The organism is uncultured Methanobrevibacter sp., assembly GCF_905235195.1.
In the GTDB taxonomy this organism is placed as follows: Archaea; Methanobacteriota; Methanobacteria; order Methanobacteriales; family Methanobacteriaceae; genus Methanarmilla.
Window position 1 is genome coordinate 14065 of sequence record NZ_CAJOKH010000011.1, and the last position, 23082, is coordinate 37146.

The 23082-nt window shown below is 25.7% G+C and carries 19 protein-coding genes and 1 pseudogene; 10 read left to right on the forward strand and 10 right to left on the reverse strand.

Annotated elements, in window-relative coordinates; all coding sequences use genetic code 11:
- Nucleotides 1-35 precede the first annotated feature (35 nt).
- Nucleotides 36-809 carry an exodeoxyribonuclease III gene (locus QZ146_RS01715; protein WP_295721851.1) on the forward strand — a complete coding sequence of 258 codons (774 nt, stop codon included), beginning with the start codon at nucleotides 36-38 and terminating at the stop codon, nucleotides 807-809.
- A 63-nt stretch (nucleotides 810-872) separates the two neighbouring features.
- On the opposite strand, the gene QZ146_RS01720 is transcribed toward QZ146_RS01715, so the two are convergent.
- Together QZ146_RS01720 and QZ146_RS01725 are read right to left on the reverse strand one after the other, a co-directional pair.
- Entirely contained in the window at nucleotides 873-1568 is a 696-nt protein-coding gene (locus QZ146_RS01720) for a TIGR02253 family HAD-type hydrolase (protein WP_295721854.1), read from the reverse strand.
- 214 nt (nucleotides 1569-1782) lie between these two features.
- Nucleotides 1783-2496, reverse strand: a complete 714-nt coding sequence (locus QZ146_RS01725; protein ID WP_295721857.1) for a DNA polymerase domain-containing protein — start codon at nucleotides 2494-2496, stop codon at nucleotides 1783-1785.
- Between the two features lie 464 nt (nucleotides 2497-2960).
- Here QZ146_RS01725 and QZ146_RS01730 point away from each other — a divergent pair, with 464 nt between their 5' ends.
- The 5 genes from QZ146_RS01730 (at nucleotide 2961) to QZ146_RS01750 (ending at nucleotide 8208) form a co-directional block, all read left to right on the forward strand.
- Entirely contained in the window at nucleotides 2961-3338 is a 378-nt protein-coding gene (locus QZ146_RS01730; protein ID WP_295721859.1) for a 30S ribosomal protein S8e, read from the forward strand.
- 711 nt (nucleotides 3339-4049) lie between these two features.
- Nucleotides 4050-5060 carry a hydrogenase expression/formation protein HypE gene (gene hypE / locus QZ146_RS01735; protein WP_295721861.1) on the forward strand — a complete coding sequence of 337 codons (1011 nt, stop codon included), beginning with the start codon at nucleotides 4050-4052 and terminating at the stop codon, nucleotides 5058-5060.
- Between the two features lie 85 nt (nucleotides 5061-5145).
- A complete protein-coding gene (locus tag QZ146_RS01740; RefSeq protein WP_295721863.1) occupies nucleotides 5146-5568 on the forward strand; it encodes an RDD family protein in 423 nt (140 codons plus the stop codon).
- A 541-nt stretch (nucleotides 5569-6109) separates the two neighbouring features.
- Entirely contained in the window at nucleotides 6110-6814 is a 705-nt protein-coding gene (locus QZ146_RS01745; protein WP_295721865.1) for a PD-(D/E)XK nuclease family protein, read from the forward strand.
- An 83-nt stretch (nucleotides 6815-6897) separates the two neighbouring features.
- Complete coding sequence (locus QZ146_RS01750) at nucleotides 6898-8208, forward strand: DEAD/DEAH box helicase (RefSeq protein ID WP_295721867.1); 1311 nt, start codon at nucleotides 6898-6900, stop codon at nucleotides 8206-8208.
- Between the two features lie 94 nt (nucleotides 8209-8302).
- Here the strand turns inward: QZ146_RS01750 and QZ146_RS01755 are convergent, their stop codons facing one another.
- The 3 genes and pseudogenes from QZ146_RS01755 to QZ146_RS01765 all read right to left on the reverse strand — a co-directional run bounded on the left by QZ146_RS01755 (nucleotide 8303) and on the right by QZ146_RS01765 (nucleotide 11381).
- Nucleotides 8303-9115, reverse strand: coding sequence for a winged helix-turn-helix transcriptional regulator (locus QZ146_RS01755; RefSeq protein WP_295721869.1), 813 nt, complete (start codon nucleotides 9113-9115; stop codon nucleotides 8303-8305).
- Nucleotides 9116-9614: 499 nt separating this feature from the next.
- Nucleotides 9615-11017 (reverse strand): annotated as a pseudogene (gene recJ, locus QZ146_RS01760) (single-stranded-DNA-specific exonuclease RecJ).
- 82 nt (nucleotides 11018-11099) lie between these two features.
- Nucleotides 11100-11381: a signal recognition particle subunit SRP19/SEC65 family protein gene (locus QZ146_RS01765; RefSeq protein WP_295721871.1), complete on the reverse strand. Its 282-nt coding sequence runs from the start codon at nucleotides 11379-11381 to the stop codon at nucleotides 11100-11102.
- Between the two features lie 635 nt (nucleotides 11382-12016).
- Here QZ146_RS01765 and QZ146_RS01770 point away from each other — a divergent pair.
- Together QZ146_RS01770 and QZ146_RS01775 are read left to right on the forward strand one after the other, a co-directional pair.
- The gene (locus QZ146_RS01770; RefSeq protein WP_295721873.1) at nucleotides 12017-12235 is read left to right on the forward strand and encodes a helix-turn-helix domain-containing protein; all 219 of its coding nucleotides are present in this window, start codon (nucleotides 12017-12019) and stop codon (nucleotides 12233-12235) included.
- 126 nt (nucleotides 12236-12361) lie between these two features.
- Entirely contained in the window at nucleotides 12362-13726 is a 1365-nt protein-coding gene (locus QZ146_RS01775; RefSeq protein ID WP_295721875.1) for an MATE family efflux transporter, read from the forward strand.
- Between the two features lie 148 nt (nucleotides 13727-13874).
- Here the strand turns inward: QZ146_RS01775 and QZ146_RS01780 are convergent, their stop codons facing one another.
- From QZ146_RS01780 to QZ146_RS01800, 5 genes are all read right to left on the reverse strand, one after another.
- Complete coding sequence (locus tag QZ146_RS01780) at nucleotides 13875-14993, reverse strand: glycosyltransferase family 2 protein (protein ID WP_295721877.1); 1119 nt, start codon at nucleotides 14991-14993, stop codon at nucleotides 13875-13877.
- A 96-nt stretch (nucleotides 14994-15089) separates the two neighbouring features.
- Nucleotides 15090-15857, reverse strand: a complete 768-nt coding sequence (locus QZ146_RS01785) for a uroporphyrinogen-III synthase (RefSeq protein WP_295721879.1) — start codon at nucleotides 15855-15857, stop codon at nucleotides 15090-15092.
- A gap of 107 nt (nucleotides 15858-15964) precedes the next feature.
- Complete coding sequence (locus tag QZ146_RS01790; RefSeq protein WP_295721881.1) at nucleotides 15965-17830, reverse strand: DUF2207 domain-containing protein; 1866 nt, start codon at nucleotides 17828-17830, stop codon at nucleotides 15965-15967.
- 42 nt (nucleotides 17831-17872) lie between these two features.
- The gene (locus QZ146_RS01795) at nucleotides 17873-18427 is read right to left on the reverse strand and encodes a LemA family protein (RefSeq protein ID WP_295721883.1); all 555 of its coding nucleotides are present in this window, start codon (nucleotides 18425-18427) and stop codon (nucleotides 17873-17875) included.
- 166 nt (nucleotides 18428-18593) lie between these two features.
- Entirely contained in the window at nucleotides 18594-19811 is a 1218-nt protein-coding gene (locus QZ146_RS01800; protein WP_295721885.1) for an aldo/keto reductase, read from the reverse strand.
- A 388-nt stretch (nucleotides 19812-20199) separates the two neighbouring features.
- Between QZ146_RS01800 and QZ146_RS01805 the strand changes: the two genes are divergently transcribed.
- Both QZ146_RS01805 and QZ146_RS01810 read left to right on the forward strand, forming a co-directional pair.
- A complete protein-coding gene (locus tag QZ146_RS01805) occupies nucleotides 20200-21675 on the forward strand; it encodes a B12-binding domain-containing radical SAM protein (RefSeq protein ID WP_295721887.1) in 1476 nt (491 codons plus the stop codon).
- 165 nt (nucleotides 21676-21840) lie between these two features.
- Nucleotides 21841-22971: an aldo/keto reductase gene (locus tag QZ146_RS01810; RefSeq protein ID WP_295721891.1), complete on the forward strand. Its 1131-nt coding sequence runs from the start codon at nucleotides 21841-21843 to the stop codon at nucleotides 22969-22971.
- The last annotated feature ends 111 nt before the right edge of the window (nucleotides 22972-23082 follow it).

The window sequence follows — 23082 nt, forward strand, 5'->3', positions numbered from 1 at the left end:
TAATTTTAATAAAAAAATAAATAGGTTTTGTTATTATGGATGAGATAAAATTAATTTCATGGAATGTTAATGGTATTAGAGCGGCTCATAGAAAAGGATTTATTGATTGGTTAGTAGAAGAAGATGGAGATATTGTATCAGTTCAAGAGACTAAAGCACATATTGATCAGCTTCCACGTAAATTAATAAATATTGATGGTTACACTTCATATTTTTCTTCTGCTGAAAGGAAAGGGTATAGTGGTGTTGGAACTTATACTAAGCTTAAGCCAAATCAGGTTATAAACGGTATGGGCATTAAAAAATTTGATATTGAAGGAAGATTAATCAGATTGGATTATGATGATTTTACCCTTTTAAATATTTATTACCCTAATGGTGGCTCTGGTGAGGAAAGATTACAGTATAAACTTGATTTTTATGATGCATTTTTAGATTATGCAAATAATCTTGTTGAAGAGGGTTTAAATTTAGTAATTTGTGGTGATGTAAATACTGCACATAAACCGATAGACCTTGCAAGGCCAAAACAAAATGAAGAAACTTCTGGTTTTTTACCGGTAGAAAGAGAATGGGTAAGTAAATTTTTAGATAATGGATATGTAGATACCTTTAGAGAATTTAACAAAGATGGTGAAAACTATACCTGGTGGAGTTATAGAACTAAAGCTAGAGATAGAAATGTTGGATGGAGATTAGATTATTTCTTTGTAAATGATGAATTTAAATCTCATGTAACTGACTCTTATATTTTATCTGATGTTTTAGGTTCTGACCATTGTCCAATTGCACTTCAAATAAAAGTGTAATTATTATAAAAAAATAGTTATTGATTTAAAATTTTAAATCAAAATAATTTATGAAATATAATATTATAAAACAGTATCAACGTCTGAAATATTATTTAAAACAGTTACATCCAGATTTTCTTTTTCAATCATTTCTTCTTCTTCAAAGCTTAACTCAGAATTAACAAGTATTCCTTTCATACCTGCATTAATTGCTCCAATAATATCTGTGTCAAATTTATTTCCAACCATTATACTTTTATCTGCACTACAATTCATTCGTTTAAGTGCTTCTTCAAATATTTTAGTATGAGGTTTTTCATAACCTACCTCTTCTGAAGTTAAAACAATGTCAAAAAATGGGTGAAGATTAAGTCTTATAAGTTTTTCCCACTGTTTAATGGTAATACCATTGGTAATTGCACCAATTGTATATCCTTTTTGTTTTAAATAAATTAAAATTGCAATAGTTCTTGGAAATGGTTCAAGAAGTGAAAACTTAACATTATGGTATGTTGTCATACCAAGTGCTATAAGGTAAGGATCTTCTGCACCAATCACTCTTTTTGTAAGTACATTGAAATGTTTACCATAATTTGATCCTTTCTCTTTAATAATTTCTTTGAAAATATCATAAGCTTCTTCTTCTTCAATAGGAAGTCCATTTTCTACAATATTGTTAATTGCGGCATGTCTTGCAAGTTCTGCAAATGAAGAAGTGTCAAGTAAGGTATCATCAATATCAAAAAATACTGCTTTATCTTTGCAATCTTCATCCATATTATTCACCTTATTTTTATTCTTAAATCGTTTATACTATTATATAAATTTTAATATATGCATATTTTTATTTTAATATATATATTTACTATATAGTATATTAAAAAATTCAATTATTTATAAATTTATAAATTTAAATTTTATCTTTAATTTCTATTTTTTTAAAATATCATAAAATGTAGAAATAATTTTAATTAAAATTTAACGGTTCTTTTTAAAAGAAAAAGGAGTCTAATGTTTGTTGTTTTTCTTTACTATCTAATTGTTCTAATTCTTCAACAGTATAGCCAAATGAACTCATAATACGTGATACTGCAGGGATTAACTGATTTGAAATATAGTAGTTTATATCAAATTCAGTATTTTCATCAACATATTGGTATGGAACTGCTCTTGAGCTAATTGAACCTTTTCCTTTAATAATTACATATCTTAAAATATCTCCACGTTGAACTTTCATTCCATGGTCTTCCATTATACGAGCTGCAACTACATGTGGTGCAATTTGTTTATATTTATCTAGACTTTTTGTAATCTGTGTATGTATTACTAAATCGTCACGGTTAACATTTCGAGATTTAAGTTTTATAAGTGCTTCTTTAACAACTTCTACAGCAGCATCAACATTACCTTCATTTAAAACAGCATATAGCACATCTTCCTGTGCATTTTTAGCAATTGGTGCCCAATCTCTTCTAACAAGTTCTAGTCCTTTTGCTATAATGTTTCCTTCTTCAATTACTGCATATCTTTTTTTAGTTACAAAAAATCCTCTTCTGTAAAATCCTTCATATTCAAGTTCCATGGCTTCAGGTAAATTAGAATTAAATTCGTTTAAAAATTCTTGAGCTTGATGTTTTATTGTTTTTTCAAGTTCAAGCTGTTCTTCACTTTCTACTGGCCGTTCACCATATCTTTCTTTTAACAAATTTCACACCTGGAAGATTTTTTTAATTTTTTTTAGATAATATTGATTAAGTTTATATATTAATATATTATTATTTAACATTATAAGGTATTTTTTTTATTAGAATATATTTTTTTTTAGCTTATTTTTTATAAGATTATTTTTTTAATTAATATTTTTTTTTCAAATAATAGTGTTTGGAGTGTATATACTTAGCTTACTATTTTTTTTAAAGATTTTTTAAATACTCAAAATTATCAAAAAAATTTTTTTATAAAACAAGCTTTATATATAAGAACATATCAATATTTAATTATCATTATTCTTTTAATGACTCTTTTTGCTCTATGGTTCTTAATATTAAAAAGAATATAAATAAGTATTTTCTTGCTAACTTATTTATTTAAGAGTTATTTTAAGTTTGCGATTTAAAATTATTATATAACAATTTATTAATTAAAGATTAATTTTATTAGGTGAAATAAATGTCAATTAGTCAAGGAAAATCTATAAGGAGTCCTTCTGGTGGAAGATTAAGATTTAATCATGGTAAAAGAAAATCAGAATTAGGTAGATCTTCAGCTGAAACCAAATTAGGTGGAAAAAGATTAAGAAAAATTAGAACTCGTGGTGGAAACGAGAAATTGAGATTAGATGTTGGAAACAAAATTAATGTTATTGATCCAAAAAATAATAAAGCTGAAATTCTTGACATTTTAGATGTTGTAGAAAATAAAGCTAACCCTAACTTTGTAAGAAGGAACATCATTACTAAAGGTGCTATTGTAGAAACTTCTAAAGGTAATGCAAAAGTTACTTCTAGACCAGGTCAGTCTGGTGTTATTTCTGGTGTTTTATTATAAACACTAATTCTTTTTTTATTTTAATTTTAAGACTTTTTAAGTTATTTTTCAATAAGTTTTTTTTACTAATCTTTTTTTTAAAATAAGTTTAACTCTTTTTTATAAATATTTAATTTTAAATTTTAATTTATTAGTTATTTTTTGAATTTCAGATTTTTGTTTAATCTTTTTTTTAAACTATCTCTTTTTCATTTAGAATTATATATTTTTTTAATATGATGTCTTTTTTTTTTAAAAAGTTTCATTTTTCTAAACCAATAAGAACGGATAAATTTTCCAAAAAATCAACCTTAAAAAAGGTAAATATTCTGTAAAAGTAGTTTTTGTTGGAAATAAGTGTTATAGCACAAAAACATTTAAAACAAATTTAAAAGTTTATTAAGTTTAATAATTTAAACTTAATTTTTTATTTTTTTAACTTTTCTATTTTATTTTATTTTATTTTATTTTTAACTTTTTTTTAAGATTTTTTTTATTATCTGATTACATTATTTTAATGTTTCTAATTTTTTTAATAATTCCTCATTAATCTAATTTTTCTTCTAAAATCATTTAAAATTAAATATAATAAAAGTTTCATTATTGACAAAACTTTTTCAATAATTATTTAAATTGCTAATAAAAAATATATTAAATATATTATAATATTTTAAAATAAAAATTAATTTTATTTTATAATCATTTTAAATTTAAAATCATAAAGGAGATATTATGAAAATTGGAATGAACCACGGTGCTGGTGGAGAAGTAATGGAAAAACTTATTAAAGAAACAATTTTATCAAATATAAGTAAAAAATCCGTTAATGGAGGTGTAGGTTTAGAAGATTTAGATGATGGTGCAACTATACCTATGGATGATTATGAAATTATTGTTTCAACTGATGGTCATACCATCCAGCCACTTTTCTTCCCGGGTGGGGATATTGGTAGAATTTCAGCTGCAGGTACTATTAATGATGTATCAATGATGGGTGCAAAACCCCTTGCTATAACTAATGCAATGATTGTTCAGGAAGGATTTGATATTGGGGATATGGATAAAATAATGAAATCTATGAATGATACATGTGCTGAAGCAGATGTTGCTCTTATTGCAGGTGATACAAAGGTTATGGAATCTAATAAATTAGATGGTATAGTAATTGTAACCACTGGTATTGGTATTGCTAAAAAAGATCAGATTATTCGTGATTCTACACTTGAAGTAGGTGATAAGATTATAGTTACAGGTAGTATTGGAGATCATGGTATGAGTCTTATGTCATTTAGGGAAGGTTTTGGTTTTGAAACTGATTTAAAATCTGATTGTGCACCTATGTGGGGTATTGTTGAGAAAGCTCTTAAAGTTGGTGGTGTTCATGCAATGAAAGATCCTACCAGAGGGGGATTTGCAAATGCTATAAATGAAATGGCAGAAAAATCTAATGTTGGTGTTTTACTAGAAAATGATGTTATTCCAATTAAAAGGGAAGTTCATGCTGTAAGTGAAATGTTAGGTATTGATCCTTTTGAAGTTGCAAATGAAGGAAAAGTTGTTATGGGTGTAGCTGCAGATAAGGCTGATGAAATTCTTGATGCTATTAAAACAGATAAATATGGTAAAGAAGCTGCAATTATTGGTGAAGTTGTAGAAGGTAAACATGTTATTATTGAAACTGCTGTAGGTGGACAAAGAATTCTTGAAGCACCGATAGCTGACCCTGTTCCTAGGGTTTGTTAATAAATAAAATAATATGGCCTTAATTACTATATTATTTATATATTTTTTATTTTAAATCTTAATTAAATCTATTGTGAGGAATATTATGGTGAGCATGACTACAAAAAGATTTATAGCATATATATTGGATTTTTTAGTTGTATTTGCAATTATGTGGCCAATATCTTATTTCCTTTTTTTATTTGCAAATCCTGTTTTTAAATATCAGGTTTATCATTATTTTCCTATAACGGCACCTATAATTATTATAATCTATTTTGTATTTTGTGAAAAGATTAGAGGTGCTACTGTAGGTAAACTTTTAACATTTATTGAAGTGCAGAATGAAGAAGGAGAAAGAATTTCCTATAAACAAGCTATATTTAGAAATATTTCTAAATTATGGTGGATATTCATTATTTTTGATTATCTTATGGGAATGTTATATGGTTCTAAAGATGATCGTCTATTGGGACAATTATCCCATACTAAAGTAGTAAATGAAGATAAATCTAAATTTGATCTATAATTATTTATTATTATCTTTTTTTTATAATTTTAATTTTTTTATCTTTTTTTATCTTATTAGTTTATTTTCAGTTTTCATTATTAGTTTATTTTCAGTTTTGATTATTAGTTTATTTTCAGTTTTGATTATTAGTTTATTTTCAGTTTTCATTATTAGTTTAATAATTGTTCCAAAATAAAAATTAAAAAATCAAAAATTTTTAACTAATTTTACTTTAATTTTCGTTCATTTAAACAGTGTTTTTAATAAAAAAGGGTTTGAATTATTAATTGATTATTTGATTTATTTGTAGTAAAATTTAAAACATCAAGTTTCAATCTTGATAAGTTATCTGTACATATTTATTATTAAAAAATCATTATTATATTATTATATATAAATTAATATTAAAATTAAATTTTAACAAAATTTATAATTAAATTTATAATTAAAATACATTAATGATAATTTAACTTATAAATTCAATTTAAACAATTTTTTATAATTTAAAAGGCCTTATCTGATTTAATTTTTTTATATGTTTTTATTTAGGAGGTATTTGATGGAAAATATATCTATTGATAATTATTCAGCTTATAATTATGAAAAACACCCTCAAATTAAAGGTGTACAAATAGTTAATGGTTTAAATAACTTTCCAATAAGCTGGTTGAATATTCAAGGGTACTGTGAATATGAATTGTATCTTGAATATTTTAAAGGTATAGTTGTAGGGGAAACTACACATATGAAAAAGGGAACTGAGGTACATCAAAAATTAGAAGATGAATTTAATAAAACTGCCAAACCTGCAAGTTTTAAGGAAACATTAAAATTATCTGAAACTGCAAAAACAAAAACAAGGGAAATGTTTGTTATTGAGCCAAATTATGGAATAAGAGGATTTATTGATGAGATTCAGATGACTCCAGATTCATTTATTATAATAGATGATAAACCTGGAAATAAAGCATATTCTTCCCAAATTAATCAAGTTAGAGCATATTGTTTAGCATTTAAATCACTCATTGAAAAACAATCTGAAGGTAATGATAATCGTAAAATAATTGGGGCTTTAAGACAAAGAGGAACAGATAACATATTCTTCACAGAGGAATTTGATGAAAATGTTGAAAATCAGATTAAATATTTAATTAATAGAATGCAGGGATTATTGGATGGTACAAGGCCATTTGTACCTACAAAAAATCCAAATAAATGTAGAAGCTGTAGATTTAACAAAGAATGTGAACATAATAAAAATTAATGATATTTGGTATACTTTAAAAATTTTAATATAGATAAAATTATTATTAGCTATTTAATTTGAAGAATAATAAATTGAGATTTATGAGTTTTGATTACTTTGATATACTTGATGATATTAAGGATGCAATAGAAGATATGGGTTTTAGTGAACCTACACCAATTCAAATCCTAGCTATTCCTCCAGCTCTTGAAGGATTAGATATTATTGCACAAGCCCAAACTGGCTCAGGTAAGACATTAGCATTTGCAATCCCATCACTTAATAAAATATGGATTCCAGATAGATCTCCACAAATATTGGTTTTAACTCCTACTCGTGAGCTTGCTATTCAAATAGCAGGAGAGTTTGTAAAACTTTCAAATTTTATGGAAAAATTAAGGATTCTTCCGGTTTATGGTGGTCAAGCGATTGGTAAACAAACAAGGGTTCTTAAAAAAGGAGTTCATGTAGTAATAGGTACTCCTGGCCGTATAATTGACCATATTAATAGGGGCAATCTGGATGTTTCAACAATCTCAACACTTGTTTTAGATGAAGCAGATGAAATGTTGGATATGGGCTTTATTGAGGATATGGAAGAAATCATCTCATATACTCCTAAACAAAGACAGACTATGCTTTTTTCTGCAACAATATCTGATGATATTAAAAATATAGCTCAAAAATATGAGAAAAATCCTAAATTTTTAAAAACCAAGGATAATAATACTAATAAACCTAAAATCAAAGAATATTATTTTGAAACTCCTAGAAATAAAAAATTCCGTGCATTGATTAATATTTTTGAATTATATGACATTAATTTAGCTTTAGTGTTTTGTAATACTAAAAATCAGGTTGATTTTTTAAATAAAAAACTTAAAAACAGAGGTTTTAATGTTTCAGCCATTCATGGTAATATGAAACAAGTAAAAAGAGACAGGATTATGGAAAAATTCCGTAAATCTAAAATCAATATACTCATTGCAACTGATGTAGCAGCAAGGGGTATAGATGTAAGTAATGTTGAGATTGTATTTAATTATGATTTACCTGAAATTGATGAGGTTTATGTTCATCGTATAGGTAGGTGTGGAAGAGCAGGTAGTACTGGTTATGCATTAAGCTTTGTTACTGGTCGTGATGTAAAGTATTTAAGAAGTATACAAAGGTTTACCAAAACTAAAATCACTAAATTAAAAGTACCTACTGTTGAGGATGTAGAGTTAAAAAAATCTAAAAAGGTTATTGATGAGCTTAAAGATATTTTAAACAATGATGATAATAAAGATAATAAAATTAATAATATTAATAAATCTTTAATTAAACAACTACAAAATGAAGGATATAAAAATATTGAAATAATTTCAGCATTAATTGAAATTGTAAAAATGAATAAAAAAAGTAATTAAAAATCCTATGGGATTAAAATTAAATTTAATTAATTTTTGCAAAAATCAATAGGATTTAAACAATATAAAAAATTAAAAAAAATAAATAAATGGATTATAATTTACCATCAATTACATGGTATTTAATGTCCTCTGCTTCTACTGCTTTTATAAAACTTTTTGTCATATTACCAACAGATAATGCCATAATATTAAGTCCTTTTCTAGCTGCAGATGCAGTTGATGATGATGCTGCAAATTGAATGTCAATTGGAATATCTAATTTATTTGCAACTGCATGTGAAACTGTTCCAACAGCAGCTACTTTATCAATCTGGTTGTTGTTTTCCCATTCTTTAAAACCTACCTTGTATATGGTTTTAATAAGATTTAAGTCAGTTGCATTAGATCCTCCTTCTTTAATAGTTGGAATTGTAATTATAAGTACATTACCAATATTTAATTCAATCATTCCATTTAATTCTCCAAGCGCAACATCTTCTCCTACTTTTGCATCAGAAACTGCAGTTGCATTTGCAGATTGTTCGCTGTGTGATGCATAAAGTAAACCATTTTCCATAAATAGTCCTACAGTATCTCCTTTTTCAATATCTTCTTTAGCTATTGCAGGCCATACTGATTGGTAATGGTTCATAACTTCAAGAACGCCATCAGAATATTTACGTAATGTAACTGCATCCTTTTTAACCTTTTTAATACCTTCTTGGGTAATTTTGTATGGAGAACGTCCATCTTTGGAGGTTATATAACCTTCATCAATAAGTGATTTAATATTTTCAGATACTGCTTGTACTGTTATACCTAAACGTTCAGCTAAGTCTTTTTGTTTAAGGTGAGGTTCTTGTTTTGAAATTTCACTTAATATTTGAAATTTAGTCATTGCACCTCTTTTTTTAAATATTTCCATTATTATTCCTCATTTAAATTAATTTTTCTGAAATTTATTAAACTGTAATTGATATAAAATATAAATTAAATCTTATTTAAATTTTTTCTAAATCTTATTTGAAAAATCTAAACACATAATATATGTAATAAAGTAGATTTTAATTTTTTTAAAGTTTATTTTAATAATTTTTAGCTTTTATTATTTAATTTTTTAAATTATTAATAATTTTAATAAATTCAATCATATTTTAAAAAAATAAATTATGGGATTTGAGGTAATAAAAATGTTAATATTTTTCTAATTACTTATTTTCTTTTTAAAAAGTATTAGTTTAAAAAAATCAAATCTAAATTGACTAAAAATAGTAAAAATAATTAAAATATTAAAACAGTAAAAAATAGGAAATATTAAAACTGTAAAAATAGTTAAAGTAACAGTCAAAATAATATAATGTATTTAGATAATATAAAATAGTAAAAAGTGCTTAAAATTTAAATCGTGGCTGTTGATTAAATATTTATAAATATCCTTCTAATTTATCATTAAATGCATTTATAAATTCATCTTTTTTTTCTTTAGGAATATAAGCTCCACATGCAACTGAATGCCCTCCACCATTTCCACCAACACTTTGTGCAACTTCACGTATAATATTTCCAAAATGTATTCCATCATAGGCAAGAAGTCTTGAACATCTAAGTGAAATCTTTAAATCATCATTTTCTTCACTTATTTCTGTATAACCAATAATTGGTTTTTGCCAATTTCCCTGTGATAAGATCATTCCAGTAATAGTTCCAACAACCTCACTTTTAATATTATTACCATTAAAGTATTGTAAATTATCTAACTCAGTAATAGCATTATTTTCATCTAAATCTTTAATTTTTAAAGCAAGATATCTTCTATGTTCTCTTGAAATTAATTCAAGTGCATCAAGAGCATCGCTTCTATTACCTTTTAATATTTCTAGTGCAACCATTTCTTCTTTATTTCTTGCACATGCATTCATTGCAGTTGAAAATTCAGATGCATCTCTAAGGGAGGTATGGTTTTCTTCATGTAAGAATTCGTAACTGTCAGCATAAACGAGTTTAGGAATATGTTTAACATATTTTGGTGGAACTTCCATAGATAACATTTTAACAAGTTCTGAGAATAATCTGCTTTTTTCTTCATGGGATAAATCTGAAAGTTTTCTAAATACTCCCTCATCATCTTGTCTTTCAATATCTAATTTTTTTAGAAGTTCTATACATTCGTTTTTACTATTTGTTATTGGAAGATTAACATCACTAAAATAGGATAATGCTAAGGTCTTGTTTCACGACCATATAATGAAAGATCACCTATTTTTTTCACATAACCTTCATCAATTGCATCTTGGAGTATAAGTTTATTTAAACCTTCCATTTTTCCAGTATGACTGTTTTGCATATCTCCAACAGCAGATAAGACACCAATCCAACTTAAATCTTTATATCCAAATTCTTTTGCTAAATAATAACATAATCCTCCTCCACAAATATAGTAAGTTCCACTAATACCAAAATGCATAGGATTAATTTCAAGAAACTTAAAATCAACAGTATCTTTATAATCTAAATCTCTAAGTGGGGGGTGATGGTCTAATATGAGAATTTCAGAGTCCCTTTTAGCATTTTTTTCAACTGGCTGACCTGAACCTAAATCTGAAAAGATTGTTAATTTGTTTTTAATTTCTAAATCTTCTAGTTTATCAAGAGATACAAATTCTATTTCATGATCTTTACCTAGTCTATCAAGGATTATAGATAAAATTGCTCCTGAAGAAATTCCATCACAATCATTATGGGAATAAATCTTAATATCTTCATTTGAAAGTATCATATTCTTTGCTTGACTGTATAGGTCTTTCATACCTTTTGGTAAATCTTCAATTTCCATTGCAACTTCTTCTCTCATTGTACCACCTGATTATAAGATATTATTTAAAAAAAGAATTTTAAAATTTATAAAAAAATTAGTATCTGTTGGATTTTATTTTATCTGCAACTGCTTTTAGAAGTTCATTTTTTTTCATTTCAGTATCTACAGCTACACGTCCTGAATGTTCATACCATAGTCCAGGATAACTTTTTTCAGTATCTACTACAGGTTGTAATTGTAATTTGTAACATGCTTTTCTAATTTCATTAATACTAGGATTTTTCACAGCATATTCTTTAGATATTTTACGTCCTTCTTTTAAAGTTCTATTGGAATCAATATATACAGGCCATATTGTAGTAAGTTCATTTTTCATAAATTATCTCCTAAGTTATGATATTTATTATTTATAAAATAATTTAAAATATTGAATTCTATTATTAATATAATATTTACATATATTTTTTATATATTATATCATTTGTTACAAAAAATATGTTTATGATTTGATTTTTATTTTTCATATGGATTCTTTGGATATTCAGGAAATAAAAAGATCTTAAAAATGTATTTTAATTGAAGATTTGCAAATATGAAATAGTTTAGACATTGATATTATGCAAATTTAATTTTATATCTTCTTAGATGGAACAAAAATTTTAAATATTATTTTCATCTTTTTGACTATTTTTTATTATTTCTTATTTTCTTTTTAACAATATTCTTATGATATTTCTGTTTTTTTATTTTTTTATTTTTAAATTTTTAATTTATTAAAAATACTCTCAGATAAGATAATATTCTTTAATTAATTCTTTATATATGAACAGTTCGTAGGAAATTATATATGTTCATTAAGATGTAATATATAAATAAATAAGACTAGATGAAAAACATGTCTCTGGAGAAGAAAAATATAGATAAATTCGACAGTATGCCTTTTATTACATTAATTAATTATATATCTAAAAATAAACTAAAATACTATATGAAAAATCCAAATTTGCAGATATGGTTCATGAAGGTCGTTATTTAATGCAGATACATAGAAGCAATGATTTATCTCAAGATGATTTTGATGATTTTTTTGCTCAAAGCAAAGGAACTATAGCTAAGGCATTGAAAAAACTAGAAGATAATGGGTATGTAGAAAAAAATCCAGGAAACCAACATAAGAAAATATATATAAAAACAACAAAAAAGGTGAAAATTAGCTATTACTTGAAATAAAATCTAAAAAAAAATAGGAAGAGCTTATTGGAGTTAATAAATTAGACAATAGGACAAAAAACCAGTTAAGAGAAATAGCAAGAAAAGTGAGGAAATAATTAAAGAATGATTATTAAAGGAGATAATATGACAAATAAAAATGTGGAATTAATGAGGGGAGAACCTGAAAAGGCTGTAAAAAAATTAGCTATCCCAATTATGATTTCAATGATTCTAACAGCACTATACAATATTGTTGATGGAATTTGGGTAGCTGGACTTGGACAGACTGCAATTGCAGGGATTGGTTTTGTAACTCCAATTTTCATGGTCTTAACAGGAGCAAGTGTTGGACTTGGAAACGGTGCTACAAGTAGTATTTCAAGGTTTATTGGAGCAAAAAATCGTGATATGGCTACTAAATCAGCAACACAAGCATTATTTATTTTTGCACTAGCTTCAATTATATTATCAATTATTTTCTTTTTAATTCAAAGACCATTACTTGAAAGTTATGGTGCTTCTGGTCAAACTTTAAATGAAGCTATAGCTTATTCTACTCCATTGTTTGTAGGATTATTCACTTTAATGTTTGCAAATGGTTGTAGTGGAATCCTTCGTGGGGAAGGTGATATGAAACGTTCAATGTATGTTGTAGTTATTACAGTTATTTTAAATGCATTATTAGATCCAATATTTATATATGTTTTTAAATGGGGCTCTGCAGGAGCATCACTTGCAACAGTTGTAAGTTCTGCAATTGCTGCAATAGTAATTTTATACTGGATTCTAATTAAAAAGGATACTTATATTGATATTAACCTTAAATATTTTGTATTCGATTCAAAAATAGTAAAAGATATACTTAAAGTTGGTATTCCCTCTTCATTTGATATGTTAATTATGGCAATTGCAATGTCAATCATTTTGATTGTAATTTCAATGGTTGGTGGAGATTATGGAATAGCAACATTCACAACAGGTCAAAGATTATATCTTTTTGCAATAATGCCTTTAACAGCAATAGGGTCTGCTGTTATTGCAGTATCTGGTAGTGCTTATGGTGCTCGAAATGGAGATTACCTTTCCAGAACACATATTTATGGTGTTAAAATGGGACTGACTGTAGGAATTGCAATTGCAATAATATTGGTGGTTTTCTCATCTCAGTTAGCTACAATTTTTGCATACACTCCAGAAACTGCTAATTTAGTACCGGGGATCGCCCAATATCTACAATTAGCATCTCCATGTTTATTCTTTACAGGTATGGGAATTCCATCAAGTTTTTTTTATCAAGGAATTGGAAAAGGATTGTATAGTTTAATGTTTACAATTCTAAGAGAAATTATATTTGTCCTTCCTTTAATCCTATTATTTGTATTTGTATTTAATTGGAATTTAGTGGGTGTCTGGCTTGGATTAACTGTTGGAAGGTCAATTGCCAGTATTTTAAATTATGCATTTGCAAGATATGAAATTAGAAAAACAAGAATAAAATTTGAAAATTAAAATTATTTAGAAGAGTATACTTCTAATTCTATCATTTAATCCTAAAATTAGTTTTATAGTTATTTAGCAAATTTTTATTATAAATCATTTATAAATAACTATAATAAAAGGTTAGTATTTACTATAATAGAAATTCTTATTTAAAAATTTAATTTAAAAGTCTGTTAATTAATAGTATTATTAATTTTCCTATAATTCCACAATTATATTCTTTTTTAAATTTATTAAATTCATCAATGATTATGTTTTTTTCATCTTTTGTTAGATTAGACTTTTTAACTAGACTTATAAAATTAAGTAAAAATGGATTTAATATTATTTCAACATCTTTAAATTTATATTTGTTACAAAGGCTAGAACATTTACTATATCCAATTAATGAATCATAGACTAATTTAAAACTAATATCTTTTGTAATGGATTTGTCATCTTCACTATCTCTCATATAATAATTATATACAAATTGGTTATTTAGAAATATTATCCCCTTTGCATGAAAATATGCTTCCATTAAAAAGTTTAAGTCTTCTGCAGATATAACTTCTGGAAATTTAATATTATTTTTTAAAATCAAATCGGATTTATAGATTTTTGTCCAGAATGAAGGAAGACTTCTAAGTATATTTATATTATCATTTAATGTTTCAAGATAAATTTTATCATAAACTCCACAGGAGATATTTGGATTTTTATAGGTTTTTCCATAAATAAAATATGATATAATATTTTTCCATATAAATCCACTTAATCCTTCAAGGTTTATATTATCTATAATATCGTCTGTGTAATCATTTAATCTGTCTTTAAATGCAGAGTGGGATTTTTGTATTAATTGGTTTTTATTGTTTATGTAATGATTTTCATATTTATCATTATCTACATCAGTATATATTCTTTTATATCTACCAAAGACAATGTCTACATTTTCATTTTTAATTGTATTGTATAATACTTCACAGCTATTAAGCTCATAAGTATCATCAGCATCTAAAAACATTATGTATGGCCCTTTAACATAATCAAGAGCTATATTTTTAGGTCCATATGCTGCTCCAATATTTTTATCCAGATTAATCAGTTCAATATTAGGATACTCTTTAATATAATTTTCAATTATCTTTGAGGTATCGTCAGTTGATTTATCATTAACTATAATTATCTGTAAGTTTTCTATGCCTATTGTTTGTTTTATAAGACTATTTAATGTATTTTCAATGGTTTTCTCACCATTATATACTGGTATTATAATACTTATTTTATAGGTCATAATCTCACTTAATTATTAATTATATTTATTTTAATTTATAATATTATTTCTTAGCTAGTTTTTTTCATATTCCATTGAATTTAAATAGTCAATGTATTAAATCATATCAAACATTAATTCAATCATATCTTTAACTGTATATCTATCAGGATAAACGTATTTTACATTATATGTATCTAATGCTTTTGCAGTTATTGGTCCAATAGACACACATAATAAATAATCGGATAATCCTATAGCTAAATCATCACTTCTTTTATCTGCAACTTTAAATAGGTTGTGAACAGTTAAAGGACTTGTAAATGTTATTGCATCAACTTCTTTATTTAATATTTTAGTAATCAAATTGTCTATTTTACTTGTATCCTTAGGTAGTATTGATTTATAACTCTCAGCAAGTATAACTTTAGCTCCTCTTTTTTCAAGCTCTTCAGGTAGAAGTTTCCTTGCAGAATATGTTCTTGGAATTCCTATGCATTGATTTTTAATGTTTATATCTTCAAAACTTTCAAGTAATCCTTCTGCAGTATAATCTCGAGGTATTAAATCTACTTTAAGACCATATTTTTCTGCAACTTCTGCAGTTTTATGGCCTATAACTGCCGTTTTACATTTATTGTTTATCTTTTCATTAAAATCAGGATAATATTTATATATTGAATCTAAAGATGAAACGGAGGTAAATATTAACCAATCCATATTTTCCACTTCTTCCATAAATGTCTTAAGTGTAGGAGAATTTAATAGTTCTATTTCAAGTGTTGGAACTATAAGTGCTTCAGCCTTATATGATTCTATTAATTTTTTAGCTTCATCACTTCTACTTACAGGACGAGTTAATGCTATTAGTTTTTTATTGTTCATAGTTTGCCCCAGTTTATTTTATTTATTATTTTTTCTTTTTTATGAAAATAAATTATTATTAAATCTTTAAAAAAACAGATTATTTTTTTAAAAATCTGTAGTGGAGTTTAGAATGCTCCACCACCTCCACCACCAGATCCCCCACCAATATCACCTATGGAATCCATGTCTATTTGATTTATAGTTGAAATTGCAGTAGCAAATGTTCTATCAAATGCATAGTATCCTCCAAATGAGTAGAATATATAGATTGCACTATAATCATCATATCCGCTTGAACTATATGCTAAGTCTCCCATAGCTTTTTCAACTTCATCTGCAACTCCAAGTGCAGTTGCATAGACTAAATATTCATTCCATATGATAATAGACTCTGGAGGGTATTCTTTCATAAGTGAAAAGTCTTTAAGATATTTTTTAAAGTTATTCCACTTTTGATAATATTCTCTTCCCTTTTTAGTCCACTGTCCACCAATAGTATTTGGGATAATAATAAGTATTATGGATATTACTATAACAATTATACTCATTATAAGCAGTGTATAGAATGCAGATTTGTTATTACTAAACAGTGAAAATACTATTATTACTATTGATAAAATTACTTGAACAATTCCATAATATTTTATATATCTTGCTCCTTTATCATTAAAGAATTGATCTAATTGTGGGTTAATATATTGTTCTTTATAATTTTCTTTCCATTGTTCAATACTATTCATATAGGTACTTGCCATACTTTCATATTGTAGTTCCTCTTCCATATAAGTAAAGTCAATTATGCCATTAATTTCAAATCTTTTTAAAAGATTAATTGCTTCAACTTCAAAACTTTCAAGTTCAGACATATTTTCATCTGCTATTTGAAGCTTAACAGTATCTTTTTCATCTTTATGTATTAAAATTAAATATTTTCTATTTATTAAATCCATAATTGTAGATTTAAATCCATTTTCATTTAAATCTCCAATGCTTTTTAATTTTCCTGATACACCCATTGCATTAACAAACGCAGGTTTATCATTACTTGGAGTTTCTCTTTCATAAATTCCATTATAATCTATTTTAGGTTCACGACCATATTTTAGGTATAAACCTACAGGTATAATTAAACTTAATAATTCTAGAATTCCTAATAATGGTAGAAATGTTTTATCATGTTCATAATTTTTCACATAATTATCCTGATTATTACGGACTTTATCAATTTGCTTATTGGGATGATAAGTTATTTTATCAATAGACGAGAAGGTATCTAAAGGTATTAGAGAGTTTATCTCTAAATATTGGTTTGTTTTCTGATTTCTTGTAATTACAAGTGTGTCCCCTTCCCATTTACTATTAGTATCTTTATATTCATATGGATTAATCCAATATTCAACATTATTACTTGAAGGATAGTTTATATGTGCTGTTAATTTTTCAACAGGTTTATCCCATGTATCTCCCCATATTTTATATTGGAATTCTGCTGTATCATTGTAAAATTTAACTACATGGTTCATTTCATAGTCATATGTAATATTTACCTCTGCATTATTTGATATTCTTTCTGTTTTAGCTTCATTACTGTAGAGATAGGTTGTAATATTATATCCAGTATTTGATGAATATTCGTCAACTGTTCCATAGGCTCCATCAAGATAAACATTTAGATTATTTAATTCTTCATGATTTTTAAGGGGAATATTACGTTTTACACCTTGATATGATCCATCAAAGTTATAAGTATAAGTTTCTCTAACATGTAGTAAACCATTATCATTAATAGTTAGATTAATATCTCCATTTGATATTTTATAATCTCTATCTCCATCATTAATTTTAATATTGTCATTATTATTACTATTACTATTTACATTACTATGGCTATTATTATCCCCATTTAAAAAATAAAAACCAGCTAAGCCAAATACAAGAAATAGAATTAAAACTCCAATAACGAGTAATGTAGTAATATTTGCTTTATTCATTTAAATCCCTAAAAAATAGAATTAAAAAAATTAAGTTGAATTTTAAAATTCAACTTTAGGTACTGTTTCAGTTCCTTCTTGAGCTTTAAAGAATTCAGCTTGTTTAAATCCAAATGCATTAGCAAAAATATTACTTGGGAAAGTTTCACATTTGTTATTATACATTAATACAGTATCATTATAAAATTGTCTAGAATAGGAAATTTTATTTTCAGTATCTTCAAGTTGATTTTGCAAATTTTGGAAGTTTTCATTTGCTTTGAGTTCAGGATAATTTTCTGCCACAGCAAATAATGATTTTAAAGTTTGACTTAAAGTGTTATCTGCATCAGCCATTTCTTGAACTCCATTTGCATTCATAAGACCTGTTCTTGCTTGGGTAACTTCATCAAATACTTTACTTTCATGTGATGCATATCCTTTTACAGTTTCAACAAGATTTGGAATTAAATCTCCACGTCTGTTTAATTGAACTTCAATTTGAGCCCAACTATTTTTAACTTTATTTCTAGCTTTTATAAGGCCATTATATGTACTAATTACAAATAAAATTAATGCAATTATTATAATTATTAAAATAATAAGTAATATATTCATTTTTCATTCTCCTCTTTTTATAAATGATTAATAAATAATATATCAGGATTTTATATTATTTTCAATTATTATAATCTTTTAAAAATATTATTTTTTTTATTATCAATATAGCTATTTTTTCTTTTACAATTAATCAATTTTTTTATCATTTAGTATTATAATAATATTATGTGATTCTATAATTATTAATCTTATTTACAATAGGCATAACAATATGTTTGCTAATCCATAAGATTTGTTTAAATCCCACTTTTTCAAATTCTTTTTCAACCTTTTTAAGTTCTTCAGGAATATTTAATTTTTGAGTACATAATCTTACACATTTATTACATTTTATGCATTTGCTGGCATATTGTTCTTTTCCACCTACAATTCCTGAAACTTGCATAAAATAATTTTTAAAGCTTTCAAGTTTACTTTCATCAAATAAATACTTTTCATTATATAAACTTAAACATCTCGGTATATCTACACCATATTTACATGGCATACAGTAACCACAATTTGTACAATTTATTTTAAGTGATTCTCTCATAATATTTTTAACTTCATTAATTGTATTTATTTCCCTTTCACTTAAAGAATTGATTTTTACATGTTTTGCAGTATTTAGATTTTCATCTAATATGTCTAAACTTGTTATTCCAGATAATACTGCGGTTATCTCTTTCTGGTTAAGTAGCCATGAAAGCCCCCATTCACCATTTGTTTTAGATGGATCTGCTTTTTTAAATATTTTTTCTGCTTTTTGAGGTAATTTTCCTGCTAAAATTCCTCCTTTAAGAGGTTCCATAACGAAAACGCCCATACCTTTGGATTTTACATATTTTATACAATCTAAATCCATTTGGATTCCTTCATCAAAATAATTATATTGGATTATACATGCATCAAAATTGTATAAATCAACAAGATCTTTAAATTGGCTTATATTTCCATGATAGGAAAATCCCGTGTATTTGATTTTACCCTCTTTTTTTGCTTTTTCTAGAAAATCAAAGATTCCTTTCTTTTCAAGTCTTTTTAAAATTTTTAAATCAATATTATGGAGAAAATAATATTCAATACAATCAGTATTAAGGGCTTCTAATTGTTTATTCAAGTATTTTTCACATTCTTCTATTTTTCTAATATTAAATGCAGGAATTTTTGTAGATATTTTAACTTTTTCTCTATATCCATCTTTAAGCACTTCACTTAAAAATTTTTCATTTTCTCCAAGACCATAAAGATAGGCAGTATCTATTAAATTTATACCATTATCAATTCCATGACGAAGTATTTTTTTAGATTCTTCTCTTCCTTTTTTAATATCTAATCTCATTGCTCCAAATGCAAGTGGCGATATTTCATCTCCAGTTTTTTCTATAACTCTTTTTTCCATTTTATCCCTTTAATATTATATTTTAATTAGATATTCGATTTTTTTAATTAGTTTTCCTTATTTTATTAATTCTTTAATATTTATTTTGTTTTAATCTTTTTAAAACTTTATTTCTAATAATAATTATATTTAATTAAATTGTTTTATTATTTTTTTTATATTGATGTTTATTTTATTGTTTTTGTGTTTTATTTTTTTGTTTTTGATATTTACTTTATATATTTATGATAAGTAAATTCATTTGTAATTTCTATTAATAAATTTATATAATATAAAAATAAAATTTATATTTGATTAAAAAGTATTATAATTAATAATCTAATAAATATTAAATTTAAGGATTATGTTTATTTATTTTTATTTTTAAAAAATTAAATTTGGTGTATTGATGAAAATCTTATTTTTAAATTTACCTTATGAATTTAATATTAGTAGGGCTAGTAGATGGCCTGAAAAAACTAAATCTGGAACTTTATATTATCCATACTGGTTAGCATACTGTGTTGGAGTATGTGAAAATAATGGAATTGAGGTTAATTTAATTGATTGTATTACCCAAAACTTTACACTTGAAGACACGTTAAATGCAATATCTTCATATGATCCAGATTATATTATGTGTGAGACTACTACACCTACATGTAATTATGATTATAATACACTTAATGAAATAAAGAATAAATTTCCAAATATAAAAATTATCTGTGGAGGAACTCATCCAACAATTTTACCTGATGAGGTATTAAAAGAATGTAAAGGTATTGATATTGTTGTTCGTCAAGAATATGATTTTACAGTACCTGAGATTGTTCAAGCAGGTGGAAATGAGATTGTAGATGATAATCAGCTAAAGGATATTGAAGGCTTATCATATAGGGCAAGTGATGGTTCAATTATTCACAATATTGATAGACCATTAGTAGAATTAGATCAGCTTCCATGGGTAAGTAAAGTTTATAAAAAATTTTTAAATTATGACGATTATGCATATGCATTTGCACAAAAACCTATGATACAGATTGTATCAAGTAGAGGTTGTCCAAATAAATGTAATTTTTGTTCATATCCATCTACTATGGGTGGAAGATTGTATAGACTTCGTTCTGTAAATGATCTTGTAGATGAAATTGAATATATATTAAAAGAAATTCCTGAAATTAAGGAAATCTTCATTGAAGATGATACTTTTACAGTAAATAAACAACGTGTAATGGATGTTTGTGATGAGATTTTAAAAAGAAATCTTAAACCTGTATGGAGTTGTAATACTCGGGTAGATTTAGACTATGAGACTATGGCAAAAATGAAAGAGGCTGGATGTAGATTACTTGTATGTGGATATGAATCTGGAAATCAGGAAGTCCTTGATAAGACTAAAAAAGGAATTACTCTTGAACAGTCACGTAATTTCGCAAAAGCAGCCCATGAATTAAATATTAAAGTCTTTGGTTGCTTTATGATAGGTCTTACTGGAGATAATTTTGATACAATTAACCAGACTTATGAGTTTGCAAAAGAAGTATATCCTGATATGTGCTTTTTCCAACAGGCTGTACCATTTCCAGGAACAGAATTTTATAATTGGGCTAAAAACAATGGATATCTTATAACTGAAGATTATTCCAAATGGTTAAATGATGATGGTTATCTTAATTGTCTTGTAGATTATCCTTATGCAAATCATAAGGAAATTGAAAAAATTAGAGATAATCTTATGAGTAAATATTATTTCTCATTTGCATATATATTTAAAACATTTATTGCTAATTTGACTTGGGAAGAATTGAAGAGAAATGTCAGGGGTGGAAGTCAATATATCTCATTTAGAATTAAAAAATCTCTTCACAGGTCAAATAATGAATAATTCATTTATTTTTATCGATTTTTCTAAATGGAATATTTTGGAAAATTAATATTTTTAATCAAATAATTCTTAAAATGATTAATTTAATCTTTAAGAGGCAAAAAAAATTATTATTATTTTTTATTTTTATTTTTATTATTATGTATTTTTTATAGAGGTGTAATTATGAAATTAGGAATGGGTATGATGAGACTTCCTCTTTTAGATGAAAATGACTTTACAAATATTGATTATGAGCAAGTAAATAAAATGGTAGATACATTTATGGATGCCGGTTTTAATCACTTTGACACTGCATATATTTATCATGAAGGTAAATCTGAATCCGCTTTTAAAAAATCAGTTGTTGAGAGATATCCTAGAGATTCATATAAAATTGCAACTAAAATGCCTTTGTTTATTATTTCAGAAGAATCTCAATTAGAGCCAATATTTTCCGAACAACTTGAAAATTGTGGTGTAGACTATTTTGATTATTATATGTTGCATAATGTAAGTGGATTTACTGAAACTGCATGGAAAAATGTTGACTTGTATTCATTTATCCAAAATAAAAAAGAAGAAGGTTTTATTAAACATATAGGATTATCTACACATGGTAATGCAGAATTTTTAGAAGAAATTCTTTTCACTCATCCTGAATTGGAATTTGTATTATTACAAATCAATTATCTTGATTGGGAAGATGAGGGAATTGAATCAAGAAAATGTTTGGAAGTAGCAAAAAAATATAATAAGCCGGTTATGATAATGGAACCATATAAAGGAGGATTTTTAGCAGATGTTCCTGAAGAAGCAGAAAAGCTTATGAAAGAATATAATCCTAATAGGTCAATTGTTTCATGGGCAATGAGATTTGTAGCAAATTTAGATGCTTGTGTTGTATTGACAGGTGCAAGCAGTTTAGAACAAGTTGAAAATAATATACAAGAATTTAATAATGCGGGTCCATTAAATGATGAGGAATATAAAATTCTTAAAGAAGTTTCAGATATTATAAATAGTAATATTACTGTTAACTGTACAAAATGTAGATATTGTGTTGATATATGTCCTGCCAACATTGATATAGCGAAAATCTTTGATTTATATAATAAACACAAAATCCTTGGTCGTGAAGATTGGTCACAAGCAGGAAATGCATATCTAAACTATTCGAAACTTTCTAATGTAGGAATTGCTTCTGATTGCACTGAATGTCAGTCATGTATTGAAGAATGTCCTCAACAGATAAATATACCTGAAGTTTTAAAGGATGTTCAAAAAACTTTTGAAACTGAAAATTATGGATTCTGATTATATATTTTATTTTATAGGGTGCTAGATTATTTAGTACGAGAAACTTGCACAAAACTCTTATTTTTACTAAATTCAATTAATTTAATTTAATTTTATAATGGTGTTTTC

What these genes read in the sequence shown, in the direction of transcription:
- QZ146_RS01770 (WP_295721873.1), top strand. Translation starts at nt 12,017, where the DNA reads ATGGTTCATGAAGGTCGTTATTTAATGCAGATACATAGAAGCAATGAT.
- QZ146_RS01720 (WP_295721854.1), bottom strand. Translation starts at nt 1,568, where the DNA reads ATGGATGAAGATTGCAAAGATAAAGCAGTATTTTTTGATATTGATGAT.
- QZ146_RS01780 (WP_295721877.1), bottom strand. Translation starts at nt 14,993, where the DNA reads ATGACCTATAAAATAAGTATTATAATACCAGTATATAATGGTGAGAAA.
- QZ146_RS01785 (WP_295721879.1), bottom strand. Translation starts at nt 15,857, where the DNA reads ATGAACAATAAAAAACTAATAGCATTAACTCGTCCTGTAAGTAGAAGT.
- QZ146_RS01775 (WP_295721875.1), top strand. Translation starts at nt 12,362, where the DNA reads ATGACAAATAAAAATGTGGAATTAATGAGGGGAGAACCTGAAAAGGCT.
- QZ146_RS01800 (WP_295721885.1), bottom strand. Translation starts at nt 19,811, where the DNA reads ATGGAAAAAAGAGTTATAGAAAAAACTGGAGATGAAATATCGCCACTT.
- QZ146_RS01810 (WP_295721891.1), top strand. Translation starts at nt 21,841, where the DNA reads ATGAAATTAGGAATGGGTATGATGAGACTTCCTCTTTTAGATGAAAAT.
- QZ146_RS01755 (WP_295721869.1), bottom strand. Translation starts at nt 9,115, where the DNA reads ATGGAAATATTTAAAAAAAGAGGTGCAATGACTAAATTTCAAATATTA.
- QZ146_RS01740 (WP_295721863.1), top strand. Translation starts at nt 5,146, where the DNA reads ATGGTGAGCATGACTACAAAAAGATTTATAGCATATATATTGGATTTT.
- hypE (WP_295721861.1), top strand. Translation starts at nt 4,050, where the DNA reads ATGAAAATTGGAATGAACCACGGTGCTGGTGGAGAAGTAATGGAAAAA.
- QZ146_RS01795 (WP_295721883.1), bottom strand. Translation starts at nt 18,427, where the DNA reads ATGAATATATTACTTATTATTTTAATAATTATAATAATTGCATTAATT.
- QZ146_RS01790 (WP_295721881.1), bottom strand. Translation starts at nt 17,830, where the DNA reads ATGAATAAAGCAAATATTACTACATTACTCGTTATTGGAGTTTTAATT.
- QZ146_RS01750 (WP_295721867.1), top strand. Translation starts at nt 6,898, where the DNA reads ATGAGTTTTGATTACTTTGATATACTTGATGATATTAAGGATGCAATA.
- QZ146_RS01715 (WP_295721851.1), top strand. Translation starts at nt 36, where the DNA reads ATGGATGAGATAAAATTAATTTCATGGAATGTTAATGGTATTAGAGCG.
- QZ146_RS01730 (WP_295721859.1), top strand. Translation starts at nt 2,961, where the DNA reads ATGTCAATTAGTCAAGGAAAATCTATAAGGAGTCCTTCTGGTGGAAGA.
- QZ146_RS01805 (WP_295721887.1), top strand. Translation starts at nt 20,200, where the DNA reads ATGAAAATCTTATTTTTAAATTTACCTTATGAATTTAATATTAGTAGG.
- QZ146_RS01765 (WP_295721871.1), bottom strand. Translation starts at nt 11,381, where the DNA reads ATGAAAAATGAACTTACTACAATATGGCCTGTATATATTGATTCCAAT.
- QZ146_RS01745 (WP_295721865.1), top strand. Translation starts at nt 6,110, where the DNA reads ATGGAAAATATATCTATTGATAATTATTCAGCTTATAATTATGAAAAA.